Source organism: Actinoplanes sp. 13, assembly GCF_056134165.1.
In genome coordinates, this window is record NZ_JBVYOQ010000013.1 from 79,630 (window position 1) to 106,080 (window position 26,451).

The 26,451-nt window shown below is 70.6% G+C and carries 22 protein-coding genes; 14 read left to right on the top strand and 8 right to left on the bottom strand.

The features are described from left to right. The first annotated feature begins 24 nt into the window (after positions 1-24). The 3 genes from AC0NH5_RS24310 (at position 25) to AC0NH5_RS24320 (ending at position 4,444) form a co-directional block, all read left to right on the top strand. Positions 25-762, top strand: a complete 738-nt coding sequence (locus AC0NH5_RS24310) for an SDR family NAD(P)-dependent oxidoreductase (RefSeq protein WP_474407799.1) — start codon at positions 25-27, stop codon at positions 760-762. 31 nt (positions 763-793) lie between these two features. Further along, positions 794-1,570 (top strand): SDR family oxidoreductase, encoded by a 777-nt coding sequence (locus tag AC0NH5_RS24315; protein ID WP_474407801.1) that lies wholly within the window; start codon positions 794-796, stop codon positions 1,568-1,570. A 222-nt stretch (positions 1,571-1,792) separates the two neighbouring features. Continuing rightward, positions 1,793-4,444: an AAA family ATPase gene (locus AC0NH5_RS24320; RefSeq protein ID WP_474407804.1), complete on the top strand. Its 2,652-nt coding sequence runs from the start codon at positions 1,793-1,795 to the stop codon at positions 4,442-4,444. 45 nt (positions 4,445-4,489) lie between these two features. On the opposite strand, the gene AC0NH5_RS24325 is transcribed toward AC0NH5_RS24320, so the two are convergent. Next, the gene (locus AC0NH5_RS24325) at positions 4,490-5,884 is read right to left on the bottom strand and encodes an amidohydrolase family protein (RefSeq protein ID WP_474407806.1); all 1,395 of its coding nucleotides are present in this window, start codon (positions 5,882-5,884) and stop codon (positions 4,490-4,492) included. Positions 5,885-6,152: 268 nt separating this feature from the next. Here AC0NH5_RS24325 and AC0NH5_RS24330 point away from each other — a divergent pair, with 268 nt between their 5' ends. Together AC0NH5_RS24330 and AC0NH5_RS24335 are read left to right on the top strand one after the other, a co-directional pair. After that, positions 6,153-6,701 (top strand): NAD(P)-binding domain-containing protein, encoded by a 549-nt coding sequence (locus AC0NH5_RS24330; protein WP_474407808.1) that lies wholly within the window; start codon positions 6,153-6,155, stop codon positions 6,699-6,701. A gap of 177 nt (positions 6,702-6,878) precedes the next feature. Further along, positions 6,879-9,638, top strand: a complete 2,760-nt coding sequence (locus tag AC0NH5_RS24335) for an ATP-binding protein (protein ID WP_474407810.1) — start codon at positions 6,879-6,881, stop codon at positions 9,636-9,638. Positions 9,639-9,669: 31 nt separating this feature from the next. Here the strand turns inward: AC0NH5_RS24335 and AC0NH5_RS24340 are convergent, their stop codons facing one another. Further along, complete coding sequence (locus tag AC0NH5_RS24340) at positions 9,670-10,377, bottom strand: hypothetical protein (RefSeq protein WP_474407812.1); 708 nt, start codon at positions 10,375-10,377, stop codon at positions 9,670-9,672. Positions 10,378-10,490: 113 nt separating this feature from the next. Continuing rightward, entirely contained in the window at positions 10,491-12,071 is a 1,581-nt protein-coding gene (locus tag AC0NH5_RS24345) for a Na+/H+ antiporter (protein WP_474407813.1), read from the bottom strand. Between the two features lie 348 nt (positions 12,072-12,419). Here AC0NH5_RS24345 and AC0NH5_RS24350 point away from each other — a divergent pair, with 348 nt between their 5' ends. The 6 genes from AC0NH5_RS24350 to AC0NH5_RS24375 all read left to right on the top strand — a co-directional run bounded on the left by AC0NH5_RS24350 (position 12,420) and on the right by AC0NH5_RS24375 (position 17,869). Continuing rightward, positions 12,420-13,556: a hypothetical protein gene (locus AC0NH5_RS24350; RefSeq protein WP_474407815.1), complete on the top strand. Its 1,137-nt coding sequence runs from the start codon at positions 12,420-12,422 to the stop codon at positions 13,554-13,556. 215 nt (positions 13,557-13,771) lie between these two features. After that, entirely contained in the window at positions 13,772-13,921 is a 150-nt protein-coding gene (locus AC0NH5_RS24355) for a hypothetical protein (RefSeq protein ID WP_474407817.1), read from the top strand. A gap of 192 nt (positions 13,922-14,113) precedes the next feature. Beyond that, on the top strand, positions 14,114-14,710 hold the full coding sequence (locus tag AC0NH5_RS24360) for an Atu4866 domain-containing protein (RefSeq protein WP_474407820.1): 597 nt from the start codon (positions 14,114-14,116) through the stop codon (positions 14,708-14,710). A 59-nt stretch (positions 14,711-14,769) separates the two neighbouring features. Then, positions 14,770-15,381: an NADPH-dependent F420 reductase gene (locus tag AC0NH5_RS24365; RefSeq protein WP_474407822.1), complete on the top strand. Its 612-nt coding sequence runs from the start codon at positions 14,770-14,772 to the stop codon at positions 15,379-15,381. Positions 15,382-15,467: 86 nt separating this feature from the next. Beyond that, the gene (locus AC0NH5_RS24370; protein WP_474407824.1) at positions 15,468-16,703 is read left to right on the top strand and encodes a TerC family protein; all 1,236 of its coding nucleotides are present in this window, start codon (positions 15,468-15,470) and stop codon (positions 16,701-16,703) included. A 32-nt stretch (positions 16,704-16,735) separates the two neighbouring features. After that, the gene (locus AC0NH5_RS24375) at positions 16,736-17,869 is read left to right on the top strand and encodes a PQQ-dependent sugar dehydrogenase (RefSeq protein ID WP_474407826.1); all 1,134 of its coding nucleotides are present in this window, start codon (positions 16,736-16,738) and stop codon (positions 17,867-17,869) included. Between the two features lie 171 nt (positions 17,870-18,040). Here AC0NH5_RS24375 and AC0NH5_RS24380 read toward each other — a convergent pair whose 3' ends face one another. Next, positions 18,041-18,178: a hypothetical protein gene (locus tag AC0NH5_RS24380; protein WP_474407828.1), complete on the bottom strand. Its 138-nt coding sequence runs from the start codon at positions 18,176-18,178 to the stop codon at positions 18,041-18,043. A 56-nt stretch (positions 18,179-18,234) separates the two neighbouring features. On the opposite strand from AC0NH5_RS24380, the gene AC0NH5_RS24385 reads away from it, so the two are divergent. The 3 genes from AC0NH5_RS24385 (at position 18,235) to AC0NH5_RS24395 (ending at position 23,148) form a co-directional block, all read left to right on the top strand. Continuing rightward, complete coding sequence (locus AC0NH5_RS24385) at positions 18,235-19,752, top strand: ATP-binding protein (protein ID WP_474407831.1); 1,518 nt, start codon at positions 18,235-18,237, stop codon at positions 19,750-19,752. A gap of 50 nt (positions 19,753-19,802) precedes the next feature. Then, positions 19,803-20,024, top strand: a complete 222-nt coding sequence (locus tag AC0NH5_RS24390) for a hypothetical protein (RefSeq protein WP_474407833.1) — start codon at positions 19,803-19,805, stop codon at positions 20,022-20,024. Between the two features lie 442 nt (positions 20,025-20,466). Further along, positions 20,467-23,148, top strand: coding sequence for a helix-turn-helix transcriptional regulator (locus AC0NH5_RS24395; protein ID WP_474407836.1), 2,682 nt, complete (start codon positions 20,467-20,469; stop codon positions 23,146-23,148). 24 nt (positions 23,149-23,172) lie between these two features. On the opposite strand, the gene AC0NH5_RS24400 is transcribed toward AC0NH5_RS24395, so the two are convergent. From AC0NH5_RS24400 to AC0NH5_RS24415, 4 genes are all read right to left on the bottom strand, one after another. Further along, the gene (locus AC0NH5_RS24400; RefSeq protein WP_474408066.1) at positions 23,173-23,433 is read right to left on the bottom strand and encodes a helix-turn-helix transcriptional regulator; all 261 of its coding nucleotides are present in this window, start codon (positions 23,431-23,433) and stop codon (positions 23,173-23,175) included. A 171-nt stretch (positions 23,434-23,604) separates the two neighbouring features. Further along, positions 23,605-23,760 (bottom strand): hypothetical protein, encoded by a 156-nt coding sequence (locus tag AC0NH5_RS24405; protein WP_474407838.1) that lies wholly within the window; start codon positions 23,758-23,760, stop codon positions 23,605-23,607. A gap of 205 nt (positions 23,761-23,965) precedes the next feature. Then, a complete protein-coding gene (locus tag AC0NH5_RS24410; protein ID WP_474407840.1) occupies positions 23,966-25,849 on the bottom strand; it encodes a competence protein CoiA family protein in 1,884 nt (627 codons plus the stop codon). Then, positions 25,846-26,340, bottom strand: a complete 495-nt coding sequence (locus AC0NH5_RS24415; RefSeq protein ID WP_474407842.1) for a hypothetical protein — start codon at positions 26,338-26,340, stop codon at positions 25,846-25,848. The genes AC0NH5_RS24410 and AC0NH5_RS24415 overlap by 4 nt, the downstream gene beginning before the upstream one ends. Positions 26,341-26,451: the final 111 nt, after the last annotated feature.

A 26,451-nucleotide genomic window follows, 5' to 3' on the forward strand; every position in this document is an offset into this window, starting at 1 on the left:
CCCCACCGGAAAAGGAGGAAACAGATGGGCAAGCTCGACGGAAAGGTTGCCGTCATCACCGGCGGCGCCCGGGGCATGGGTGCCGCGCACGCCCGGCGATTCGTCGAGGAGGGCGCGAGCGTCGTCATCGCCGACGTGCTCGCCGACCTCGGCGCCAAGCTCGCCGGCGACCTGGGCGAGCGAGCGATGTTCGCGGAGCTCGACGTCCGGGACCGCGAGCGGTGGACCGACGTCGTCGCACAGACCGTGGACCGGTTCGGCCGGCTCGACGTGCTGGTGAACAACGCCGGCATCTTCCGCCGCGAGTCCATCGAGACTCACTCGCACGAACTCTGGGACGAGGTCATCGGCGTCAACCTGACCGGCATCTGGAACGGCACGAAGGCGGTCATCCCGGCTCTGAAGGCGGCCGGCGGTGGATCGATCATCAACGTCTCGTCGACGGCCGGGATGACCGGGTACGCGTGGCTGCCCGCGTACACGACCTCGAAGTGGGGCATCCGCGGCCTCACGAAGACCTCCGCCCTCGACCTCGGCCAGTACGGCATCCGTGTCAACTCGGTGCACCCCGGCTTCGTCCGCACACCGATGACCGAGGAACTCGGCGACAACACCGCCAACGTGGCCCTGCACCGCACGGCTGCCGACACCGAGCTGACCCCGCTGGTGCTCTTCCTCGCCAGCGACGACTCCGCCTTCAGCACCGGCGCCGAATTCATCGCCGACGGCGGCGAGTCCGCCGGTCTGCCCGTTCACAACTGATCCAGTACACCTCACGGGAGGAACGACGAACATGAGCACCGTCCTGACCGCAAGCCCGCTGGCCGGCCGTATCGCCGTGGTGACCGGCGCGTCCAGTGGAATCGGTGAGGCGACCGCCGAGCGGCTCGCCGCGCTCGGGGCCAACGTTGCGCTGCTGGCCCGCCGTGAAGACCGCCTGAACGCGGCCGTCGCCCGGATCACCGAGCGCGGTGGCCGCGCCCTGGCCGTGCCGACCGACGTCACGGACCGGGCCGCCATGGTCCGCGCCGCCGAGGCCGTGCACGACGAGTTCGGCACCGTGGACCTGGTCTTCGCCAACGCCGGCGTTCAGCACGTCTCCCCGATCGACGACCTGACGATCGACGACTGGGACGAGCAGATCAACCTCAACATCAAGGGCGTCATGAACACCGTTCAGACGTTCGTGCACGACCTCGAGTCGGCGGCCGCCGCAGGCAAGTCCGCTGACCTGATCTTCACCTCGTCGATCGCCGCCACCCGCATCCTGGAGAAGTTCCAGGTCTACTCCGGCACGAAGGCCTACATCAGCCACCTGGCCCGCGTGCTGCGCACCGAGCTCGGCCGCAAGAAGGTGCGCGTGTCGGCCGTCGAGCCCGGCATGGTCAACACCGAGCTGCCGCTGCACGTCACCGATCCGGACGCCACCGCGCTGATGGCGGACCTGATCAAGCAGATCGACGTGCTGCAGTCCGCCGACGTCGCCGAGACCGTGGCGTTCGTGGCTTCGGTCCCCAAGCACGTGAACCTCACCGAGATCACCATCCTGCCCACCGAGCAGATCATCTGAGTCGTACATCGCGCGGCGCTGCCGCCTGCCGGTGGAGGTCGTGGGGGCGGCCTCCACCGGCATCTGTGCGCGACCCGAGCCCTGCGGCGACGAACTCTTCGTGTCTTCTTCCTGGTTTCCGGACGACGGAACCGCTTCGATGACTGAACTAGAAGAGACAGCTGCACGTGGGGGAAAGCCAATGCACACCATCGCCGCACCATTTGACGCGGAAGTCGGCCGATGAGCACCGGCACCGCGCTGTACGAACGTGACGAGGACCTCGCCCGCCTCGGCCGGCTGTTCGACACCGTACGTGCCGGGACGGGCGCCGCAGTCGTGGTACGGGGCGTCGAGGGGATCGGCAAGTCCACGCTGGTCGAGCACGCGCTGGGAACGTACGGAAAAGGTTTCAAGATCTTGCAGGTGGTGGGCAGCCGCCACGAGCGTGCGGTGCCGTTCGCCGGGCTGCACCTGCTGTCCTGCGCAGTCGGTCCGCAGAGCAGCGACCTCGCCTCCTCCGCCCCGATCCTGCACCAGGTACTGACCTCCGCCGATCTGCCGCTGGAGATGACCCGAGCCCTGATCGACGAACTGCTGGGCTGGCTCGCCGCTGCCGCACAGTCCGGTCCGGTCGCGTGCGTGGTCGAGAACACCCAGTGGATCGACCTCGCCAGTCTGACCGTGCTGCGCAGCGTCGCCTCCCGGCTGACCGACGAGCCGGTGCTCCTGCTGTTCGTGCACCGCGACGGCGGCGCCGCCGTGTCGTTCGACGGCCTTCCCTCGGTGGTCCCGGCCGCGCTCAGCGACGACGCCGCAAGAGATTTCCTGATCACTCGGGCGCTCGCTCCGATGGATCCCCGGGTCAGGGAGCGCCTGGTGGCCGAGGCTCGGGGCAATCCGGGTCTGCTGACCGATTTCACCGCGACGACGCCGTGGGCGTTCGGCGGAGGTTATGACTGCCCCCCGCCACCCAGCTGGACCAACGAACCGGGCGAAGCGTTTCCGGTTCTGGACACACTGCCGGTCATGACCCAGCGGCTGCTGACCGTGGCCGCTGCGGACCCCACGGGCAGCCCGGCGATCCTGGCCGCCGCGGCCCGGCACCTCGGCCTGCCCGATGACATGCTCCGTGCGGTGGAGGAGGCGGGACTGCTGACCGTCGACTCGCATGTTAAGTTCCCGAACCCGCACATGCGCCACCACCTCTACCACGCGGCCACGCCGGAATACCGTCAGGCCGTGCACCGGGCGATCTCGGCGGTCATCGACCCACGGACCGACCCGGACCGGCGGGCGTGGCACCGGGCCTTCGCCGGCGTTGGCCTGGACGAAGACGTCGCCCGGGAGCTCACCGACGCGGCTCCGCACGCGCGACAGCGTGGCGGGCTGCCGGCCGAGGCCGTCCTGCTCGAACTCGCGGCCGCCCACACCCCGGATCCGGACCTGCGGCGCGGCCGCCTGCTGGCCGCGGCGGACGCCCATCGGCTCAGCGGGAACCTCGCGGCCGCGACGGCGCTCACCGTTGCGGCGCGCACGCACACCGGCGGCACCGGCAACCCTGTCGCGGCCGACGTGCTGGAGGCACGGATAGCCCTGTCCAAGGGGCACAATTGCAAAGCGCTGAACATGTTCCTGGCTGCCGCCGAGCAGGTGGAGGCCACCGATCCCGCCGAGGCCGTCCGGATCCGGCTGGATGCCTACGCGGTCACCGTTCTGCAAGGACGTCTCGCCGACCCGCGAATCGTGACGGAGTTGAGGGCGACCCTCGCCGCGGCATGGGAGGAGGCCAGCGGAAGTGACCTCGCCGCCCTGAAACACCTCTCCCGGCAGACCGGCGACACGTGGGACGAGGACGCGTTCCGGGCCGTCACGCTTGACCGGCTTAAGTCGGCACGGCAGGACGGCGCTCTCGGGTCGGTTCCGGTCGTCGCCGCCTACCAGGCCCTCTGGCATCTGCATGCCGGCGAGTTCGAGCAGGCTCGGGAGCTTGCCGACGACAGTGACGCGTCGGCCGCTGTCATCGGGGTGCCGCTGCTGTCGCACGTCGGTGTGGTCATCGCGGCGTGGCAGGGCCGGCAACGGCATGTCGAACAGCTGATCGCCGAACGCGAGCCCGGCGTGGTCGCCCGGGAGGAGGGCTGGTTCCTGACCGGTTTTGACTACGCCCGGACGGTGCTCTTCAACGGGCATGGCCGGTACGCCGACGCCCTGGAAGCGGGCCGGCTCGCGGCCGAGCTCGACGAGGGCGGCTTCCACGCCTGGCTGCCGGTGGAGGTGGTCGAGGCCGCGGTCCGGGCCGGGCGTCCCGAGGTGGCCGAGCCGTTGACCCGTCGGCTGTCGCAGCGGGCGCAGCTGCACCCGTCCGCCTGGAGCCGTGGCGTGGCCGCGTTGTGCCGGGCTCTGTCGGCGACCGGTGTCGAGGCGGAGGCCCATTACCGGGAGGCGATCGACGAGCTGACGAACAGCAATGCCGCGCCGCGGCTGGCGCGGGCGCACCTGCTCTACGGGGAATGGCTGCGTCGGGAGAGGCGTAAGCGTGAGGCCCGCGTCCAGCTGCGTCTGGCGCATTGTCAGCTGACCGCGATGGGGGCGTCCGCCTTCGCCGAACGCGCCGCGCGGGAACTGGCCGCGACGGGAATCAGCCTGCAGCGTGGCGGCGGGCAGCTCGCCCACCAGCTCACCGCCCAGGAGCTTGCGGTGGCTCGGCTGGTCGCCGGCGGCGCGACCAACCGGGAGGTGGCGCAGACGTTGTACCTGAGCCCGCGGACCGTCGAGGCGCACCTTCGCAACGTCTTCGCCAAGCTGGATGTCACGTCTCGGCGGGAGATCGCCGAACTCGGCGATCTCACCGGGCCGACGGCCGATCCGGCACTCACCGCGATCCCGGCCTGAGCACGGCGCAGTCCCCGGGTCGCGGGACCCGGGGACTGCGATGCCTCACTGTGCGGCGGCGGCGAGCAGCCGGTCGCGGGACTCCTCGACCGCGCTCCTGAGCTGCGGCAGGTCGACGTCGAGGACCGTGCCGGCCCACTTACGGACCTGACCGGCGATGAGGACGGCGTCGATGTTGCGGGCGTCGCTGCCGAGCACCACCGTGCCGATCGGGTCGTTGAGCGGCATGTTGTTGAGGTCGTCGGCGCGGATCAACAGGAGGTCCGCCTGCTTGCCGGGGGTCAGCGAACCGGTCACCGCTTCCAGCCCGTTGGTGCGGGCGCCCTGCAGGGTGGCGAAGTCGAGCACGTCGTGGGTGGTGATCCGGGGTGGGATCCGATCGGTCCCGTAGCCGGCGTTCACGGCTCGCATCCGCTGGATGGACAGCAGGGTGCGCATCTGGATGAACATGTCGCCCGGCAGGGCGACCTCCACGTCGATGCTCAGGCCGGGCCGGATACCGACGGCGAGTGCTTCGTCGACGGCGGGCACTGCGGTCTCCAGGCCGATCTGGGCCTCCGAGACCGGGGCCAGCGACACGGTGGTGCCGGTGTCGCCGATCGCCTTCCACGCCTCACCGGTGAGGCCGGTCGAGTGGATGAGGGTGACGTCGGGGTTGAGCAGACCGTCGCGAGCCCAGCCGAGGATCGCTGTGGAGGAGGCGGTGCCGAAGACGGCGTCGATGCTGACGCCGATGCCGAGGTCCCGGGCCACCTGCGCCAGCCGCGGCCCGTAGGCCAGGTCCGGGCCGGCGATCTCGTCGGTGGCCAGGGTCGCCAGGCGCAGCGTCAGCAACTGGTCCGCCGAGCTGAAGTACTGCTGCTGCAGACGGGTCAGGTCGGCCGGCCACTGCCCGTCCCAGTCGCCGAAGTGCGGGCGCATCGAGGCGTGGACACCGCGGATGCCGGTGTCCAGCAGCGCCTGGACGGCGCTGTCCGAGTGCGCGGCGGTGCGGGCGTTGTGCGAGAAGTCGAGCAGACAGGTGATGCCGCTGTCGATGGCGCTCAGCGCGGCGAGCCGGGTGCCGAGGTACACGTCCCGCGGCTGGTACACCGGCGCGTACCGGGCGAGGGTGGACATGACGTACTCACCGAGGTCGTTGACGTCAGGCATGATCCGCCGCAGGGCCGCCTGCCATGAGTGGCGGTGCGTGTCGACGAAGCCGGGGGAGAGGATCGCTCCGGTCGCGTCGACCACGACGGCGCCGTCGGCGGCGCCCTGCGAACGCAGATCGGGCGCCACCGCGGCGATCCGGGATCCCTCCACCAGCAGGTCGCCGCGGTGCAGAATCCCGATCCGCGGGTCCATCGAGATGATCGTCGCGTTGGTGAACAGGATCCTGCGCTGCGGGTCAGCAGCCTGCCGGCGCAGGTCGGCCAGGGTGGCGAGGCTATCGGTCATGGTGCGTTCCTCCAGGTTCTGACACTGCGGAAAGCGAAGGCCGGCCCGGATGGCCGGCATCGGCTGATCCGACGATCGCAGCCGTGGAGGCCGGCTCGAATCGGCAGTTTTCGCCTAGACGGGCCGCCGCCGGTGAACGACGTGAATCGGGCGGTGCGGTCGGGGCCTTGCCGGCCCGGATAGGCGACTTCACCGATTCGGCGGGCGCGGGGTGTGGGACAGAGTGGGCGGCTGCCGCGCCACCATCGAGAGAATCAGAGGGGTACGAGTGGACATCGCCGTCGTGGGCCGCGGAGCTCTCGGTTACACCCTGTCCCGGCTCTGGACGCGGGCTGGCCACCGGATCACCACGCTCGGCCGTGCCGGCGGGAACGTGTCCGGCACCGACGTGCTGGTCGTCGCCGTGCCGGCGGACGCGATCACCGGCGCCCTGAGCCGCGTCCACGGCTTCCGCGGGGGCGTGACCATCGACGCGACGAACCTGCAGGGCCCGCCGCCGGCCGGGCACCCGTCCCTGGCGCACCTGGTGCAGTCGCTGATCGGAGGCCCGGTCGCGAAAGCGTTCAACACCGACTACGCGTCGCTGTACGACCAGATCGAGCGCCAGATGATCCGCCCGAGTCATCTGTACGCTGCCGACGCGGCGGCCCGGTCGATCGCGGAGCAGCTGATCCGCGACGTGGGCTTCGCCCCGGTGTTCGTCGGAGACCTCCACCGTGCCGTCCTGCTGGAGCAGCATCTCCGGCTGGTCCGGGCCATCGCGAACAACGGCTACGGACCGTATTTCTCCAGGTACGATGCGCCGGGCGGCCGGTGACCGTGACATCGGACACCATGACCGGCCGAAAATACTTCTCGGGGGAGCAAAAGGACGTGGCGTTGCCAGGATGTGACGTTCTCGACCCACACCGGCAAGATTTCCGGACGTTTCAACTCGTAGGCTCGGGCAAATGTTCACCACCGTCGGCGCGCTGACCCGCCTTTCCGAGCCGGCATGACCTTCCTCGGACGACACCACGAACGCGCGGTGCTGCGCCGACTCGTCGAGGGCGCCCGTGGCGCGACGGGTGACGCCATCCTGGTCACCGGCCCGGCGGGTATCGGCAAGACGGCGCTCGTCGCCGAGACCATCGAAGAGGTGACCGGCGTCCGCGTGCTGCAGACCACCGGCGCTCAGTACGAGATGGAGTTGCCGTTCGCGGCGCTGCAGCAGCTGCTGCAACCGCTGGTCGACGGCATCGAGTCCCTGCCGGAGCCACAAGCCCGCGCGGTCGCCTCCGCGCTGGGCACGGGCGAGACGCATGCGCCGGCGTCCGTGCTGGTCGCCCTCGGCACACTGAACCTGCTCACCTGGGCCGCCCGGGAACGTCCGGTGATCTGCGTCGTCGACGACACGCACTGGCTGGACGACGCCTCGTCGCAGGTGCTGGCCTTCGTGGTGCGCCGGTTGAGCGGAGTGGCGGTGTCGGTGATCTTCATGGCCCGCGAGCCGCTGACCTCCGACACGCTCAGCGGGGTCACCGTGCTGCGGTTGCGCGGCCTGGAGGACACCGACGCCCGCGCTCTGTTGCGGACCGGCCTGCGCGCTCCACTCGACCCGCGCGTACGCGATCGCATCCTTGCCGAGGCACAGGGCAATCCGCTCGCTCTGCTGGAACTGCCGCGCAGCGCGGACCTGGGAGCGCTGGCGGGCGGCTTCGGAGTCCCCGCGGCCGCCCGGCTGCCCCGCACCCTGGAGGCGGGTTTCCAGGAACGGCTGGAACGACTGCCGGCTGAGGCGCGCCGGTTCCTGCTGGTCGCCTCGGCCGACCCGACGGGCAACCCGGTGGTCGTCTGGCGCGCGGCGCGTCATCTCGGGCTCGACCCGGTGGCGGCGTCGCACGGGGTGGACGCGGGACTGATTCGGACCGACATCCGGATCCGCTTCCGGCACCCGCTGGTGCGCTCGGCGATCTACGAGTCCGCCACGGTCGACGACCGCCGGGCCGTCCACGACGCACTGGCCCTGGCGACCGACCCGGTCGTGGACCCCGAACGCCGGGCCTGGCACGCGGCGCAGGCCGCGACCGGACCCGACGAGCAGCTCGCGGACGAACTCGAACGGCTGGCGAACCGGGCCCGCTCCCGCGGCGGCCTGGCGGCCTCGGGTGCGTTCCTGGAACATGCCGCGGCGCTGACACCGGACACCGGGCTCCACGCCCGGCGCCTGCTCGCCGCCGCCCGCGCCCGACAGGAATGCGGCGACTTCGGCCGGGCTCTGCAACTCGTCGCCTCTGCCGAGGCCATGGTGCAGGACCCGATGCTGCTGGCCCAGGCACAGGTGGTCCGCGCCCGGGTCGCCTTCGACCGCGGCCGCGACGAGCCGGCCGTGCGCGGGCTCATCGCGGCCGCCAGGGCGATCGGGCCCTTCGACGTGCTGCTCGGCCGGGACGTCCTGTTCGACGCTCTCGCCGCGGCGACGCTCATGGGCCGGTTCGCGACCTGGTCGCTCACCCTCGACCTCGCCGAGGCCGTACGGGACCTGCCGGTCGACGAGGAGCGGATGCGCCCACTGGACCGGTTGCTGGAACCCTTGATCGCCTGCATCAGCGGTGGAAAGGTCGACCCGGGCGTGATCCGGCCGGTTCTCGACCTCTACCTGGAGTACGGCAGCAAAGACGGTCAGGCGACCCGGGGCGTCGAGCGGTTCGGCATTGGCGAGCTGTGGCTGGCTTGCCAGGCTGCCTTGGACATCTGGGACGATCAGAAGTTCATCGCGTCCTCTCGCCAGCAACTCGACTATGCCCGCGACAACGGCGCTCTCGCCGGGATGCCGATCGCGCTGACCTATCGGGCGATGAGTTTCATCCACGAGGGACGTTTCGCGGAGGCACAGCGGCTCGTCGACGAGGCGTACGCCGTCGCCGCCGAGATCGGAGCGCCGGCGATGCCCTTCGTCGACATGTCGATCGCCGCCTATCAGGGCGACCGGCAGCGGGTGCGCGAGCTCACCGAGCAGGCCACGGCCGACGCGACCGCCCGCGGCGAGGGCCGGTTGCTGACCGCCGCGGAACTCGCCACCACCACCTCCCTCAACGGCATGGGGGAGTTCGCAGCCGCGGCTGAAGCCTGCCGCACCGCCGTGCACCTGCGCGAGCCGGGTTTCCCGCCCTGGCTGGTACCGGAGTTCGTCGAGGGCGCGGCCCGCTCCGGCCGGCCGCAGGACGCGCTCGAGGTGGTCGAGCACCTGGAACGGGTCGCTGCCGAGATGGACACCGATTGGTGCACCGGGACCGCGCTCTACGTCCGGGCCCTGATCAGTACCGGCGAACAGGCGGACACCTCCTACCGGGAGGGCATCACGCGGCTGGCCCGCACCACCCGCCGCCCCGACCTGGCGCGGGCCCGCCTTTCCTACGGCGAGTGGCTGGCCGGCGAGGAGCGCAAGGGCGAGGCTCGCGAGCAGCTGGAAGCCGCGCACGAGATGTTCCTGGCGATGGGTGCCCAGGACTTCGCCGGCCGGGCGAGTCGCGCGTTGCGCGCCGTCACCGGAGTCCGGCGCCCCAACGCCGGAGAGGCCGCGCTGACCGCCGCGGAACAGGCGGTCACCCGGCTCGTGGCCCGCGGCGCCACCAGCAAGGAAGCGGCGGCAGAGCTGTTCGTCAGCCCGCGTACGGTCGACGCGCACCTGCGCAGCATCTTCGCCAAGCTCGGGGTGAAGTCGCGCCGCGAACTGCGCGACATGTACCGGGAGACCGCAGAGGACCCGCGGTGATGCCGGGCGGGCTGAGCCCGCCCGGCAGTGCTCAGTCCCCGAGTTGCGGCAGAGTGGCCTTGCCGTTGTCGACGAAGCTGAACGTGGTCCGCACCGGGTCATCGCCGAGTTCCTCGGCGATGAGGCCGTTCTTGGCGGACACCTGTAGGTAGGCCCCACCGCTGCTGATCGTGTAGGTCGACCGCCCGGCCGCGTCCTTGGCTCGTTGCTTGCGGATGCTGAAGAGTTGCCCGGAGTCGCCGGCGTCGCAGGCGACCGCTCGGATCGTCAGCGGGTTGCTGCCGTTGGTGGTGAGCTTCATGCAGGACGCCTCACCGCCGGCCCCTGCGGTCGCCGTCCTGATCAGGTGCTGCCCGCCGGTCGGCGTGAGGACGAACAGCGCACTGCCGTCGCCGTCCGTGGTGGTCAGACGGCCGGCGCTGTCCACCGCCACGACCGACCCGGAACTCGGCAGGGGCCGGATGACGACCTGCCGAGTTCCGCTCAGGACGTCGCCGGAGGAGCCGGTCGCCGGGCGGGTCGCGGTGGTCGACGAGGCGCGCGGGCTCGGGGTCGAATCCTCGGTGTCCGGCTCGGCCGGCTCGTCGGGGGCCGCGGGCCGAGTCGGCGTCTCGTCCGGAGCCGGTGCCTGCGTGGTGGTCGAGGCTGGGGCAGCCGCGTCCGGGGTGGTACTGGAACAGGCCTGCTGAGTCAGCAGCAGGGCGGCGACCATCACTGCGCCGGTGCGTTTGCGAAACAAAAGACATCCCTTTCGGTGCGGCAAGGCTTGGTTCGGTACGGGACCACTCTCACCGCGCGGTGAATTCCTGGTATCCGTGGCGGTCACCTATCTGGCAAGAACTGGGAAACCGGTCAGCGGGATCGCGTCTCGGAGTGGCCGGCGTCGCCGAGCTGCACCGCCCACCGCGCCTCGTCATGATCGAGACGCTCCTGGACCTGCCACATCAGCGAGTCCTCGACCTCATCACGTGAGGCCATCGTGACCAGTTCCCGGCGCATCTCCTCGAGCAGCCGCAGCCGTATCCGGGTGACATGCCGGTCCTGCTCCGTGGGCTGCACGCCGCGGCGCTGTTCATCGTCGAGCCCGGCGAGCACCTGCTCGATGACGTCGGACGACGCCTCACCGCGTACCGCCGGTAGGTCGAGGGCAGCGACGGCGTGAGCAGCCAGACGCTGGTTGACCCGGCGCAGCGCGTCCTTGGGATCGGCGTCCTCGCCGGCGATCCGCGACCAGCGGATGACCAGCGGCAGCGTCGCGCCCTGCACCAGCAGGGTCATCGCGACCACCATGAACGTCAGGATCAGGACCTCCGGCCGTCCGGGGAAGGCGGCGCCGGACACCGCCACCGGCACCGTCAGGGCCACCGCCATCGAGATACCGCCACGCATGCCGGCCCACGCCAGCACGATGCGAATTCGTGCCGGGGCACGCAGTGTGCGCTGGACGGGCCGGCGGTCCACCAACCGCAAGCCCCACGCACTGACGAACAGCCAGCCCACCCGGACGGCGAGGACCACCACCGCGATCACCACGCCCCACCCCACGAGACGCAGCGCGACGGCCGTGTCCACCGACGTGAACAGGCTGCGCACCTGCAGGCCACTGACAACGAACAGGGCACCACCGAGAAGGAATGTGGTGATCTCCCAGAATCCGTACGCCTGTAGGCGTGAGCGGCCCGCCGTCATGCGCCGGGAACGGCGGCTCACCGTCAGCGCGCACGTCACCACGGCCACCACACCCGAGGCGTGCACGGCCTCTGCGGGTACCGCCGCCACGAACGGCAACGCCACCGCGACGGCGCCGTTGACCATCGGGTCGGCGACGCGACGCAGCACCAGCAGTCCGAGGACCCCGGCGAGCAGGCCGGCGGCCAGCCCCACGGTGTACGAGCGCAGCAGGTCCACGCTGAACGACCAGCCGTCGGTGCTCTCGCCGTGGCTCACCGCGATGACCGCGGCCAGCACCACCAGGGCCGTGCCGTCGTTGATCAGGCTCTCGGCCCGCAACACCGTCATCCACCGCCCGGGCAGAGCCCGCGCATACGCCGCGACCGCGCTGGCGTCGGTCGGCGCCACCGCGGCGCCGAGCGCCCAGGCCGCGATCCACGGCAGTCCGGCGGCGTGGGCGACTACCGCGGCGGCCGCGGCGGTGAGCAGCACCAGCGGGACGCCGAGCAGCAGAACGGGTCGCCAGTAGCGGCGCAGATGATGGATCGAGGTGGAATAGCCCTCCCAGAACAGCAGCACCGGCAGCACGACCAGCAGCACGAATTCCGGTGGCAGTTCGACGTGGGCCGCAGCGGGGACGGCCGAGAGCAGGCACCCGGCGAGGAACAGGACGGTGGGCGCGGGTAGCCGGACCAGTCGCGCCAACGCCGGCGACACGGCGATCAGGCACACGATCGTGACCAGCAGCAATTGCATCTGCATCGAAGTTCCCCCACCGGGTCGAAGGTGGCTCGAATATCGACGGCGGCGGGTCCGGTCGTATCGGTGGCCGTTGCCTAAATCTCGCCGAACACCGGCCCTCACGAGCCCGGTGTTCGGCGCATTGCAGAAAGTTACCTTCGCGCGTTTGCAACCTTCCTCTACCGACCTGGCGTTTTTCTCGCGCCTAAGGAGGTAGCTGAATCTTGAACGCGGAGGACGAGGACGAGTTCCCCCAATTTGGCGCGGCCCCATTGGGGCCGTGGCGGCGCGAGAGCTCAGCAGGCGACGCGCTTCCTGACCGGGTCACACGCGACGCCACCGGTATCACCGATAACGAGGAGTTGGCGAATGCGGTTGCATGACGTGCTCGAACTGGCAGCGGCTGATGAACCGCCGCACGGCAGCACGGTGGAGAGCATCGTCAGCCGGGGACGGCGGGCGCAGCGCGTCCGCCGGGCCGGGTGGATCGGAGCGGGAGCCGCGGTGGTGGCGGCTGTGGCCGCCATGGGGTTGACGATGCCCACCATGCTGTCCGGCAGCGAGCAGGCGGCTTCGGGATCGGCGTTCGAAAGTCCGGACAATCCCTTCAGTTTCACGTTCGAGGGATTCGACGCCGGTCGCTGGCACGTGCAGGACCCGGTCGTCGCCTCTACCGCGTACCAGATCGCCTCGGTCTATCTGGACGGACGGATCACCCACGACAAGGCCGTGCCGGCGGAGGACCTGCCGGACCCCGCGACGCCGGGCGCCCGCGAACGCGAGGAGACCATCGCCGCCCATCTGACCCTGTACCGTCCGGGCGCCTTCGACCCGGCCAAGCTCGGCGGCGGTGCGAAGCAGCTCGAAGTGGACGGGCATCGAGCCTGGCAGTTCACCGGCAAGGGCGGCACCGACGACATCACCCGTCGCGTGCTGGCCTGGGAGTACGCCGAGAGAGGATGGGCCGTTCTGGAATCGCACTCGAACAGCGCCGCCGATCCGACGGACGCCGACCTGCGGCAGGTCGTCACCGGGCTCCGGCCGAGCACGGCGACCGCGGCCACGTTGCCGTTCCGGATGGGCTACGTGCCAGCCGGCTACCAGGCGGTGGAACTGGGATCGGGCGCTCTGCCCGGTCTCGAGGGCATCGCCACCGCCCGCGACGGCGAGTACGGCGGCGCGAAGTTCGCCAACCCCGCACCGGCCACCAGCGGCCTGGCCGAGCCGTTCGGCAGCGTCTCCGAAGCGGAGCTCCTGGGCAGCTTCCTGGTCGTCGTCGGCCGGACCGCCAACTCCAACCAGGGCCCGGGCGACGCGACGATCACCTGCAAGAGCGGCTTCTGCACGACCCACCGGGTGGACGGCAAGGTCGTCGTCCAGGTCGCGAGCGAGGGCCGGCTCACCGACGCTGAGATGATCAAGATCATCGAGGGCGCCGAGTTGGCCGACGTCGACCAGCCCACCACCTGGGTCGACGCGGCCACCGCCCTGCGCGCGGAGGCCTGACCGAGCCCCGGGCCTGCGATGCCTCCCCCCGGCATCGCAGGCCCGGCCCCGTCCGGAATCGTGCCCGGCCGAAGCCGAATTCGAGGAGCAGCTCCACGGGCGCTTCCCGCGGCCGACCTTGATTCAGGCGCCGTCATTAGGCGACAGACACCGATACCAGCACCCCGCGTCCCCTGCCACAGTTTGATCACCCGACAGGGAAGGGGGTGCCAACGATGAGACTTGACGGCAAGACCGTCGTGCCGACCGGTGCGGCCGGCGGCATCGGTCTGGCGGCTGCCCGCCCGATCGCGTCCTCGACCGGGTCGGCATCTGGACAGGTGAAGAACACCGAGGCGAACCGGCCCGCCGCTTTTCCATTCTGAAGACGTCACCAGCCCGCGCCTGCCGGTAGAAGGAGGACACCGTTGCGCGTACACCTTCGTGCGATCGCTGCGACAGCGCTGGTGGCCGCCTCGATGCTGACGCAGTACGCGTGCTCCGCCGGCTCACCGGCCGTCCCGGCGTCGGCTTCCGTCCCGTCGCCTTCATCCGCCCCAGCACCACCGGGAGATCCTGTGCTCTTCACCGACGTCCAGATCCACGGACCTGGCGGAACCCTCGTCACCGACGTACGGGTGAACGCCGGTCAGGTCACCGACAGCGGCCCGGACGGCCGGGTGATCGATGGTGCAGGCCTGGGCCTGGTCGCCGTGGTCCCGGCGCCCGGCGGCAGTGGGGGACACGTCGTCGGCCGGGTCGAGGCCGGCATCCCCGCCGACCTGCTGCTTGTGCCCCGCGCGGTCATGCCGCGGCCGGGCACCCCGTGGTGGCGGGTCGTGGTGAGCCGCCGGGACGTGCGTGCACTGCTGAGCCAGGGGAATCTCGTGGTCTGGAACGGGGATCCCCTCGACCGGCCGGCGAACCCGCACGCCGAACGTCTCGGCGTCTGGGTGGACCAGAACGACTGGTTGCATCAAGAGCTGCTTCCACAGGGACGCTACGACGAGACCCGCGGCGGGCGCCGGCACGCCTACACCGGCCGCTACTGGCTCGACGGGGACCGCATCGACTACCTGGACGACTCCGGCTTCTACGCCTTCGGCGAGTTCATCGGCGACCAGTTGTTCCACGCCGAGTTCGTGATGCGCCGGCAGGAATCCGGCCGTAACTAGTCAGCCACCACCCTTTCCACACCCGCGGCGGACGCCGCCCACCCAGAACGGGGAACACCATGAAGATCGCGGTACTAGGAGCCGGAAACGTCGGCACGGTGCTCGGCTACGGCCTGCTCGACGCCGGCCACGGCGTCGTGTTCGGCGTCCGGGACGCGCAGGGCCGGCAGGGCTTCAGTGCTCCCGTCGCCGAACTCGCCGACGCCATCACCTCGGCCGAGGTCGTCGTCAACACCCTGCCCGGCTCGGCCACCCTCGACGTGCTCGGGCAGATCGGCTCCGGGCCGTTCGGCACCAAGGTGCTGATCGACGTCGCCAACGCCATCACCCCCACCTTCGAGCTGCTCTACCCGGGTGACAGCCTGGGAGCCAAACTCCAGGCGTTGCTGCCCGACGCCAAGGTCGTCAAGACCCTCAACACCGTCCCGGCGGCGATCATGACCAACCCGGGCGCGCTTCCCGAGCGCAGCTCCGTCTTCCTCTCCGGCGACGACCGCGACGCCAAACACGTCACCGGGCAGCTGCTCGCCGGCCTCGGCTGGCAGCACGATGATTTGGTCGACCTCGGCGGCATCGCCACCGCCCGCGCTACCGAGCACTACCTGTACCTCTCGCTGGCGATCGGTGCGGTCAGCCCGTCCGGGCAGTACAACGTCTCGGTGATCCGTTGACGTGACGTGGTGGCGCGGCGGCATCTCGCGCCGCGCCGCAGGTCGGCCTGTCCCTGTCTGAAACCCTGGCTTTCGAGGATCTGCGCATGAGCGTGTCCGGTGGCGTCTGGCTGCTGACGGTGACCGGCATCGTCGGTCTGCTGCTGTTCGACTACTTCTTCCACGTACGCCGCACGCACGTACCGTCGTTGGGCGAGGCCGCGCGATGGACGGCGGTCTACATCGGCATCGCGGTGGCGTTCGGTATCGGTGTGCTGGTCCTCGGTGGTGGCACCGCGGGCGCCGAGTACTTCGCGGGCTATGTCACCGAGAAGGCGTTGTCGGTCGACAACCTGTTCGTCTTCCTTCTGCTGCTCGGCAGCTTCCGGGTGCCCCGCGCCGACCAGCAGAAGGTGCTGCTGTTCGGGATCACCTTCTCGCTGATCGTCCGTAACGGATTCATCTTCCTGGGCGCCGCGCTGATCAATTTGTTCGCCTGGGTCTTCTACCTGTTCGGCCTGATCCTGCTGATCACCGCCGGCAATCTGCTCCGCGAGCAGCACGATGACGCCCGTGCACCGGACAACATCGTCATCCGGCTGGCCCGGCGGGTGCTGCGTACCTCCGAGAACTATGACGGCGACAGGCTCGTCACCGTCGTGGACGGGCGCCGGATGCTGACCCCGATGCTGCTGGTGATGGTGGCGATCGGCGGGACCGACATCCTGTTCGCCCTGGACTCGATCCCGGCGATCTTCGGCCTCACCCAGAACACCTACCTGGTGTTCACCGCGACGGCGTTCTCGTTGCTCGGCCTCCGGCAGTTGTACTTCCTGATCGACGGCCTGCTCGACCGCCTGGTCTACCTGTCCTACGGCCTCGCCGCGATCCTGGCGCTGATCGGTGTCAAGCTGATCCTGCACGCCCTGCACGAGAACAACGTGCCGTTCATCAACAACGGTGAGCGCGTCGACGCCGCCGAGATCTCCACCGGCCTGTCGCTGTCGCTGATCATCGGCATCCTGCTGGTCACGGTGGTGTTCTCGCTGCTGAGCCCGAAAGGCCGGGCACAAACGTACGCGAGAGCGGCGCGACGGCATGCCAACGAGTACCTCGACGTCGAGACCGACCCGGCCTACTGCGACGAGCTCTACCACCGCCTGCTCGAGGACGAAGCGCACATTGACGCGCTGCCGGAGAAGCATCGCGCCCGGATACACGCCGACGTGGACCTGACAGATCTGCTGCGACGGGCCTACGAATTGCATTCGGAACGAGCAGCGGCCGGTTCCTGCTTCGTGCCGGCCACAACGACTGCGGGGCACCGCCCCTCGGTGAGCTGACCATCCGTACGTCACATCGCGGGAGATCACGCATGCCACGGAAAGTCACCACGCTCGCCCTCGCCGCATTGCTGCTCGCCGGATGTGCGATGCGTCAACAGGACGCCACCACCGCATCCGGCGACCTGACATCCGCGCTGCCCGATCCCGCCGGTGGGGTCGCCTACACCGGTCCAGCCTTGATCGGCCGCACCACCGGCGATTGGGACGTCACCGTCGTCAGCGACGACCTGGTCTACCCGTGGGAGGTCAGAGTCTCCGGCGAGAACCTGGTCATCACCGAAGTCGACGGCACGATAGCGATGATCGGCGCCGGGGGAGGGCTGACCCGGCACCGCGTGGCGACGTCCGATCCGGTCGTACGCGACGGGGGCAGCGGACTGATGGGCCTGGCCCTCGCAAGTGACTACGCCGACAGCGGTACCGCCTACGTCTACTACACCTACGCCAGTGATTCCGGGCTCACCAACCGCATCGCCGAGCTGGGCTACGACGGCAAAGACTGGGCCGAGCGGCGGATCCTGCTCGACGGCATCCCGGGACACCAGTTCTACAACGGCGGGCGCATCACCATCGGCCCTGACGGGCACCTCTACGCCACCACCGGCTGGATCGAGGACGACACCGTGTCCCAGGACCGGAACAGCCTCGCCGGAAAAATCCTGCGCTTGCGGACCGACGGCAGCATTCCTCCCGACAACCCGCACCCCGGTTCGTACGTCTACTCGATCGGGCACCGGAACCCGCAGGGCCTCGCCTGGGATGCTGACGGCCGGCTGTGGTCCGCCGAGCACGGCCAATCCGGGAACGATGAGATCAACCGGATCATCGCCGGTGGCAACTACGGATGGCCCCTGATCGAGGGGGACCAGCGACGCGACAGCATGCAGGCGCCCTACCTGCACTCCGGGGGCAACGCCTGGGCGCCGTCGGGCATGGCCTTCGCCGGCGACGACCTGCTCCTCACCGCCCTGGGCGATCAAACCCTTTACGCCATGAACCGCGACACCCGTACGCTCGAATCCATCTTCAGCTCCGGCGAGCGCGCCCGCGCCGTCCTGCCCTACCGCGACGGCGTCTACGTGGCCTCCACCAACACGTCCCCGCGTGCGGCGGGCCAGTCCGGGGAAGCTGACCGGCTGCTGTGGATCCGCCCACGGGGCTGAACCGACGTCGACCGGGTCCGGGCGGTGCTGGACCGGTTGCCGGACACCGAGCGCGGCTGCCTCGTCGTCGCGGCCCACGCGGCCTCACCGGCGCGAGCGTCCACCGACCCGCATTAGTCAAGATCTGCCGATACCGGCGCACCGTGCGGGCCGCAGCATCGGGCGGCGCTGCTACGGTGCCGGGCGATGGTGTCCGAAGCCGGCGGGCACCTCGTCGTCACCGGCGCGCGCGGTTTCGTCCGGCACACCCTCGGCATTGTCGGGGTCGGCCCGCTGCTGGACCTCGGCGCGGGGGCGCCGTCGGCTCACCGATCTCAGTATTTCGACTCAGGTTACCTAGCCGCCTGATTCCTACGCTGGTCAGCGTGGGTATACAGGAGCAGCCGCCGTTCACTGGCCGGGACACCGAGATCGCGACACTGAGGTCCGTGCTGGCGGCCGGGCGCGGTGGCGCGATGGTGGTGCACGGTGCGGCCGGCATCGGCAAGACGGCGCTCGTAGACCATGTCATCGGCCTGAGCCCCGGGCTGCGGGTGCTGTGGGTCGGCGCCGGGTCGCCCGCCCGGCCGTTCGCGGCGGTCCGCGACCTCTACCGGCCGCTGGCCGCGGCGGCCTCCCGCCTGCCTGAGCCACAGCGTGTGGCGCTGGACGACATCTTCCGCTGGCTCCGGCCGGACCCGGCCGGAGCCTTCCGCGCCGGGCTCGGCCTGCTGGGGCTGCTCACCGAGGCGGCACGCCGTGATCCGGTGCTGTGTGTCGTCGACGACGTGCAGAGCCTGGACCGGGAGTCCATCGGCATCCTGGCCTTCGTGGCCCGACGGGTCACAGCTGTGCCGCTGCTCCTGCTCTTCCTGGTGCGCGACCCACGGCCCGGCGAGGCGGGAGTCGCCTCGCTGGCGGGCCTGCCGCTACTGGGCCTGGGCGGCCTGCCCTACGAGTCCGCGCGGGCGCTGCAGGCGGCGGCGCAGTGCGCGCCGGTGGACAGCCGGGTCGCCGATCGTGTGCTCGCTGAGGCCGGGGGCAATCCGGCCGTGCTCGTGCAGACCGGGCGGCACGGCACACCGGCGCTCGTCGCCGGGGGCTTCGCCGTGCCCGAGCCGCCCGCCGAGCCGCTGCTGGTGGAGTCGTTCGAGCGCGGCACCGCATCGCTGACGCCGCAGCAGCGGCTGTTGCTGCTCGTCGCGGCCGCTGAACCGCTCGGGGACTCCCGGTTGTTCTGGCGGGCGGCGAAGAAGCTGGAGGTGAGCCGGGACGTACCGGCGGCGCTGGAGAACAGCGGGCTGCTTCGTCTCGGTGTACGGGTGGAGTTCGCCCATCCCCTCCTGCGCTGTCTGGCCTACTGGCGGGCGTGTGACGCGCAGCAAGCCATGGCGCACGGTGTGCTCGCCGAGGTAATCGACGTGACGGAGTTCCCGGAGGGCCGTGCCTGGCACCAGGCACACGCCGTCCGCGGTCCCGATGAGGAGGTGGCCGGAACGCTGATCGCTATGGCGCCCCGGGCCGGCGAGCGGGCCGGGCCGTGGGCGGCCGGGGCGTTCCTGTGGCGCGCGGCGGCGCTGACGCCCGACCCGCGGCTGCGGGCCGGCCGCGCGCTGGCCGCGGCTCGGACGCTGCAGCAGGCCGGAGGCCATCCCGGCATCGACAGTCTGCTCGCCTGGGTCGACGCCGCGCCTGCTGACTCGCGGCTGGTGGGGGAAGCCCGCTGGGCCCGCGCGCGTATCGCGATGCACCGCCACCGGGGCGACGAGGCCGCCCGGTTGCTGCTGAGCGCCGCACCGGACCTGCCCGCGCAGGCACGCCTGGACGCCCCCCTGGAGGCGTTCGGCGCCGCCGTCCTGGCCGGGCGGTCGGGTTCCAATTCGGTGCTGCGCGAGGTGGCCTAGCGGGCCCGGGCCGGCGCCGTGCCGGACGACGACCGCTCCCCGGCCGACCTGTGGGACTGCGGTCGCTGCGGCGGCTCGCCGACCGGCAGATCGCCTGGGCCGGGCGAGCCGCCGCCGTGCTCGCGCCCTCCGGCATGAGCTTCCGGGCGATCGTGGCCCTGTATGCGGAGATCTCGCCGGAGCCGGGGCGTTGCGTCACCACGCTGGCCGGGATGGATTCCTTCACCGCTCCGCTGCTGCGTCCCCGCCGCGGTCGCGGCGACGAGCCGTGACGAGGGTCGGCTGACCTGCCTCACCGACCACGCCCGCGCGGTGCTCAGCAACGGTCAGGGCCGGTTCGAGGCGGCGCCGGCCGCGGCCGCCAGCGCCGCCTGGTACACCGGCCCGGGCGCCTAGTTGCTCGCCGCCCCCGGATACGTAGAGGCCGCGGTCGGGCCGGCTGCCGCGACCTCGCCCGTCCCCGGTTCGACCGGATGGCCGCTCATTGCCCGAGCCGCCGAACCGGCTGGGCCGCAGAATTGCTTTCCTAAGACCTCGTGCCTTTGATGCGCATTTGCGTAATATATTCCGGAATCGAATATCGACTCCGGCGAAATCGCGCTCATTCACATTCGAAACTCGCACAGCGTCATGAGGGTTGTGCTCCTATGACGGGCCTCTCACCTCGGCGGGGCGATATTGCGCCTGTCCTGGGGACACGATCACAATTCCGTGGTGATCGGCCGGGACGAGGAATTGACGAAGCTGCGGACCGCCCTCGGTGGGGTGACGGCGGGCGGCCGGGTCTTCGTGATCGACGGTGATCCCGGCATCGGCAAGACCACCCTGTTGCGAGCGGCTACCGCCGCGGCGACCGCCGCCGGCTTCCGTGTTCTGAGCTGCACCGGTGATCCGGGCGACGCCGAGCTTCCCTTCGCGGGCCTACACGAGCTGCTGCACCCGGTCCTCGACCGGCTGGACGCATTGCCGGCCGGGCAGGCGGCCGCCCTGCGCGGCGCGTTCGGTGCAGGCGAGCAGGCCGAGCCACCGAACGGCTACCTCATCCGGATCGCGGCGCTGAGCCTGCTCGACGAGGTGGCCCAGGACGGGCCGCTGCTGCTGATCGCCGAAGACGCGCACTGGCTGGACCGCTCGACCGTGGAGGTCCTGACGTTCGCCGGCCGGCGGCTCGGCGGGCTGCCGGTGGTCCTGCTGATCGCGATGCGCACCGCGGCGGCCGGCGCCCTGCCCGCGTACGGATTCGAGCGGATCTCCCTGCCCCCCTTCGACCGTGACGAGGCCGAGCGACTCCTCGACACGACTGGGGCCGCCCTCACCGCGGGCCTGCGCGAACGGATCCTCGCCCAGGCCGAGGGCAACCCGCTGGCCCTGGCCGAGCTGTCCAAGGCGGCCGCTGACAGCGACCCGTCCGACGGCGCGGTGCTGCCCGTGACCCGGCGCCTGCAGGAGGTCTTCACCTCCCGAGCGGCCGCCTTCTCCGAGGCCACCCGCCGGCTGCTGCTGATCGCGGCGGCCAACGACAGCACCTCGCTGACCGAGACGGCCGCGGCGGCCACATGGTCCGGTCTCGACGTGGCCGACCTGGCACCCGCCGAACGTGACGGTGTGGTCGCCTGCAGACATGACCGGATCGAGTTCCGTCACCCGCTGGCCCGGGCCGCCGTCTACGAGAGCGCGTCGCTCGCCGAGCGGGTCGCCGCCCACCGGGCCCTCGCCGCGACCGTCGGGCACCTCGACCGGGCGGTCGCACACCGGGCCGCCGCCACGGCCGGGCGGGACGAGGCCGTCGCCGCCGAGCTCGAGGCCGCCGCTCAGCGCGCGGTCATGCAGGGCGGCACGAGCACTGCGGTGGACACGTACAAGCGGTCGGCCGATCTCACGCCTGAGCCGGCGGTCCGCGCACGGCGGCTGGCGGTCGCCGCGGAGGCGGCCCGCCAGGCTGGTCTGGCCACCGTCCTACCCCGGCTGATCGCCGAGGCCAGGGGGCTGACCGAGGAGCCGGCGACGATCGCTCAGCTGTTGTGCACCGAGACGCTGGAGGGGATGCTCAGCGGCCGGCTGCCCGGTGACCTGCCGGAGCTGACCGCCCTCGGCCGCAGTATCGCTGCCGAGCATCCGGACATCGCGTCGTGGCTGGTCGGGAACGCAGCCGGGTCGATCTGGCTGTTCGACGGCACGATCGAGGCCAGGCGCCAGGTGCACGCCGCACTGTTCGAGCTCGGCCTTCCCGCCGACCACCCGTTGAACGTGGTGAACGTCGCGCTGCTGCTGCCGGCCGAGCATCCCGAGCTGGTTCCGGTGGTGCGGACGCTGATCGAGCACGGCCCGGAGATCCCGCCACTGCTGAAAGGGCTGGGCAGTGCCGCCGAGGCGTTGCAGCAGTACGAACTCGCCCGGGCTGCGCGAGTCCGTTCGGCCGGGGCCTTCCGCAAGCGGGGCGCGATCAGTGACCTCACCGAGAGCCTGATCCTGCTGGCGCGCCATGAGCTGCGTGCCGGTGAGATCCCGCGGGCCGCGCAGTCGGCCAGCGAGGCGCTGCGTCTCGCCGAGGATGTCGGCCAGCCTCTCCACGTTCCGATGGGGAAGCTCGTGATGGCGCAGCTCCACGCCCAGTGGGGCGAGTCGGACCGGTGCGAGCACCTGATCGCCGAGGCCCAGCGGGAGCTCGGTGACCGGGCGCCCGCTCTCGTGCGGGCGGAGATTCCCCGCGCCCGGGGCACCGGGGCCCTGCTGGCCGGGCGTGCCCGGGAAGCCGTCGACGCCCTTTTGGAAGCGGTCACCCCCGGATCGGAGAACTACTACACGCCCGCCCGGAGCTCGGGTGTCGCCGATCTGGCCGAGGCCGCGTCGCGTTGCGACGCGTTGCCGCGGGTGCGTGCCGCCATCATCGGCGCGATGGAGGACACCCGGGTCGCCGACTCGCCGTACCAACGGGTCGTGTTCGGCCGGGCCGAGGCGCTGCTCGCCGCCGGTGACGCGGCGGTCGACGCCTTCGAGCGGGTGCTGGCCGACCCAGCGCTGCCCGGGTGGCCGCTGGACCAGGCGAGGACCCATCTGCTGTACGGCGAGCTGCTGCACCGCCGCAACCGCGCGGTGGCCGCCCGTGAGCACGCCGGCATGGCCGCGGAGATCTTCGAACGGCTCGGCGCGACCGCCTGGGCGGAACGGGCCCGTGGCGTGGCGGGAGCCCGGCGCCGGACCGGCGGCGGCGCGCGCTTGACTCCGCAGGAGATGCAGATCGCGCAGCTCGCCGCGACCGGGCTGTCAAACCGGGACATCGCCGACCAGCTGTTCCTGTCGCCGCGGACGGTCGGCACGCACCTGTACAACATCTTTCCCAAACTGGGGGTCACCAGCCGCAGCCAGCTACACACCGTGCTGCCCGGCGCCGGCTGACGGCCGGACCGGGACCCGGGCGTCTCAGACGAGCCGGCGCAGCACTTGCCGCAGCTCCCGGCGTGCGCGCACGCCCAGCTTTGTTGAAGACCCCCGCAGGTGCGCCTCCACGGTCCGCGGGCTGATCATCAGCTGCGCGGCGATCTCCTTACGTGGTGGTGTCGTCGATCCGAACCGGGCGACCCGCGGTTGCGTTTCGCTGTCGATCGCACGTCCGACACCTGGAAGAGCCGTCAAGTGGGAGCCGCGAACCTCGACGTGGGGTGCTTCAGCGGGATCCGACACCCGGTCGCCCAAGAGTCCGACCTTGTCTTGAACGAGCAGGTCGTGCTCGAACGGTTCGCCGCGTTGAGTCTGTCGGCGCAGTGGACCGACGAGTGCCTCGTGGAAGGCGTGGCCCAGCCGTCCGGTACGCCCACTCGACCCGGCCGGTGAGCGCCTGCAGTGAGTGGATTCTCATGGGTGGTCTCGGGTGAGAGGGGCGGCGAGGAGGGCGAGGGCCGCGCCGGCCAGGGCGCCGACGCCGAGGGCGGCGATGAGACCGGTGCCGCCAGCGACGGCACCGACCAGCAGTGGCGAGACCAGCACACCGAGCCGGAACAGTACCGTCAAGCTCGCGCAGCTACGTCTCCCGGAACGGTCTGAGCACGATGCGCATGCCGCACGACTGCACCGGCGTCGGCAGCGATGACGCCGAGTCGATTCGCGCCCTCCACCGTGCGCCCGAGTTCTGCCCACCGTCCCGCGAACCGGCGACACCACCGGCACCGGATCGAGTTTCCCTTCCGGGGTGCAGTGCGCCTGCTCCTTCGACAGATCAGGGTGGTGGGTCAGCGACCACAACTATCCGTTGGTCTGCCCGGCAGCGGCTGGCAATAGCGCGCCGCTCACGCTCAGACGCCACAACAACCACGACGTCACCCAGCCACTCCGCTGTCTCCTCGGTAATGCGCGACGCGACCGGGCAGATCACCGCCACGATGTGGCCGTCGGCAAGGATGGAGACGCCCATCGCATAGTCCGGATCACCGTCCAACGGCCAGACCCGCGTCCCGGTCTGTTCGGTTACCTGCCGCACCACCACTGGCGTGAGCCGCTGCTGTCGTTCCCGTAGCGCCGCCCGATGGGCCGCATGTCGCTGCTTGTCCCGCTCGAGCTGCTCCACCAGCGCGCGGCGCCGCCGGGCCTTGGCTTCGCGCTCGTGCATCACCCGGGCACGAACCCCCGCGACCTCCGCATCCGTGTCGAGCTGCGCCCTTTCGACCTCTGCTGCCCGCCCCAAGTACACCGGGCTCGTCCACCACCGCTTCAGCGCGCGGCGGTGCGGCCCCGCCTTCTTGGGTTTGCCGTCGTCGGTATCGTCGGCAGCAGCCAGATCAGTCCAGACGATCTCATCTCGGCAGACAAGACCGACGAACAACTCCAGCGGCAGGGTGGTCGCCTCCCACCGGCCATGGCCCGGACACGGCGGAGGCTCCGGCAGATCGCGGTACCGGACACAACGGTCGGACTCGCAAGGTCCCACGAGCAGCCGCACCACCGGTTCGGCCACCACGATGCTGGTCTCCTCGACCTGCACCCGTACCGCCGACACACCACCGGGAACCGGCCGGTCGAACACCCACACCACCTCCACCCCGTCGCCGGCGTACCGCGTCGTACGCGCCACGGTGTCGTGGTCGTGCTGGTGCGCCAACTGCGCCTCCCACGCCACCCGCCGACGGCCGTCCGGGGACGTCGCCAGAACGTCGGCCCGCCAGCGCCGCTGCGGGCCTTCGGCCTCCAGCACCGCGTTCCAGCCGGCTGCCCGCACCGCCGCTGCGATCGCCGACTTCAACAACCGGTGATCAGGCGTCTCCCCGTTGAGCGGACACTCCTCCCGAGCCGCATCGTGTGCGAAGAACCGCAGCTGCCGCGGCGACACCTTCGCGTGCATCGACCCGCCGCACGCAGCACAGACCAACGGAACCCGAGGCCGCACCCGATGGATGCTCTGCCACGACGCACCGACACCAAGATCAGGCAATGTGGCATCGACCAGCCCACCCAAACCCCGCGCAACCAGAGGCATGCATCGATGCTGCGACACGCGTCCCTCTACCGCTACGGGGAATTCTTCAGCAGGGTCGATCTGGTTTCGGCTAGAGACCACCCTGGCGATTTGCCAGCCAATCCGGGCCAGCCAATCCGGTAGCAGCCCGCCATGCCGGGCGACGTGCCTGCACAGCTTTCGCGGAAGATAGTTACCGCTCACGTTGGCGCCGACCCTCGCCCAGAACACCTTCGATGCGCCTGTGTGGCCGCTGCCGGTGTGCCATACCACCGCGGGGTGCTCGGCGCGCAGCGCTTGAAGAGCGGCCGCGGCAAGTCCGCTTCGCTGATATCGCGCAACCGTGTAGGGCTTGTCGACCCAGCCGATCCCGCAGTGAGGGCAGACCACGTACTCCACGACGAACGCCTGGCCACCGTTGAGGTTGGCTCGCCGGCACCGCCAGCCGAAGTACCGGCCGGAGTCAGTGTCCTGCCATGGGCTGTTCAACGTCGGCAGCTGCCCGGTGGTGTATCGGGGCCGTCTGTCCATACGCCCGCGAGTAAGGTTGTACACCGCCGTCCAGATCGGTTCACGGCTCGGCCAGCGAACGACATGAGTCGCCGCTCGGTCGCGCAGTAGCCGAAGATCGCGTTCAAGATCGACGTTCACGCCGTTGGGTCTCCTTCATGTCGGCCCCGCCGCTCGATTTGCCATCCCGGCAACAAGCCGCCCTGGTGGGCGACGTGCACGCACAGCTCTTGCGAGCTGTAGCCGCCGGGAACACCGTCGCCGACCGCTGTCCAGAACGCTTTCGAGTCCGGCATGTGACTGCTGGCGGCGTACCACACCGTCACCTGGGGATGCTCGGAGCGCAGAGCCCGAAATGCGGCGGCAGCAAGTCCGTGGCGCTGGTATCGCTCATCGGTGTAGGGCCGGTCGACCCAACCGATCCGGCAGTGCGGGCAGACGATGTACTCCACGACGAACGCCTCGTCACCGCGAAGGTTCGCCTGCCGGCACCGCCACCCGAAGTACCGGCCTGAGTCCGTGTCCTGCCACGGGCTGTTCAGCCGGGGCAGATCCCGGAGAAGAGGCCGGGGTCGTTTGTCGATACGGCCCCGGGTCAGGTGAAACAGCATCGTCGTGATCGGCGTCCGCATGGACCACCGCGAGACGTGCGTGGTCGCCTGCTCGCACAGCTGCCCCAGCTCACGGTCAAGATCAGCGTCCACGCTCTGCTTCCTCCCTGTGCTCGGTGTGCCACATTTCCG

Coding starts and splice junctions, on each gene's coding strand:
- AC0NH5_RS24375 (WP_474407826.1), top strand. CDS start 16,736: ATGCCACGGAAAGTCACCACGCTCGCCCTCGCCGCATTGCTGCTCGCC.
- AC0NH5_RS24335 (WP_474407810.1), top strand. CDS start 6,879: ATGACCTTCCTCGGACGACACCACGAACGCGCGGTGCTGCGCCGACTC.
- AC0NH5_RS24350 (WP_474407815.1), top strand. CDS start 12,420: ATGCGGTTGCATGACGTGCTCGAACTGGCAGCGGCTGATGAACCGCCG.
- AC0NH5_RS24345 (WP_474407813.1), bottom strand. CDS start 12,071: ATGCAGATGCAATTGCTGCTGGTCACGATCGTGTGCCTGATCGCCGTG.
- AC0NH5_RS24415 (WP_474407842.1), bottom strand. CDS start 26,340: ATGCGGACGCCGATCACGACGATGCTGTTTCACCTGACCCGGGGCCGT.
- AC0NH5_RS24310 (WP_474407799.1), top strand. CDS start 25: ATGGGCAAGCTCGACGGAAAGGTTGCCGTCATCACCGGCGGCGCCCGG.
- AC0NH5_RS24325 (WP_474407806.1), bottom strand. CDS start 5,884: ATGACCGATAGCCTCGCCACCCTGGCCGACCTGCGCCGGCAGGCTGCT.
- AC0NH5_RS24365 (WP_474407822.1), top strand. CDS start 14,770: ATGAAGATCGCGGTACTAGGAGCCGGAAACGTCGGCACGGTGCTCGGC.
- AC0NH5_RS24355 (WP_474407817.1), top strand. CDS start 13,772: ATGAGACTTGACGGCAAGACCGTCGTGCCGACCGGTGCGGCCGGCGGC.
- AC0NH5_RS24315 (WP_474407801.1), top strand. CDS start 794: ATGAGCACCGTCCTGACCGCAAGCCCGCTGGCCGGCCGTATCGCCGTG.
- AC0NH5_RS24370 (WP_474407824.1), top strand. CDS start 15,468: ATGAGCGTGTCCGGTGGCGTCTGGCTGCTGACGGTGACCGGCATCGTC.
- AC0NH5_RS24320 (WP_474407804.1), top strand. CDS start 1,793: ATGAGCACCGGCACCGCGCTGTACGAACGTGACGAGGACCTCGCCCGC.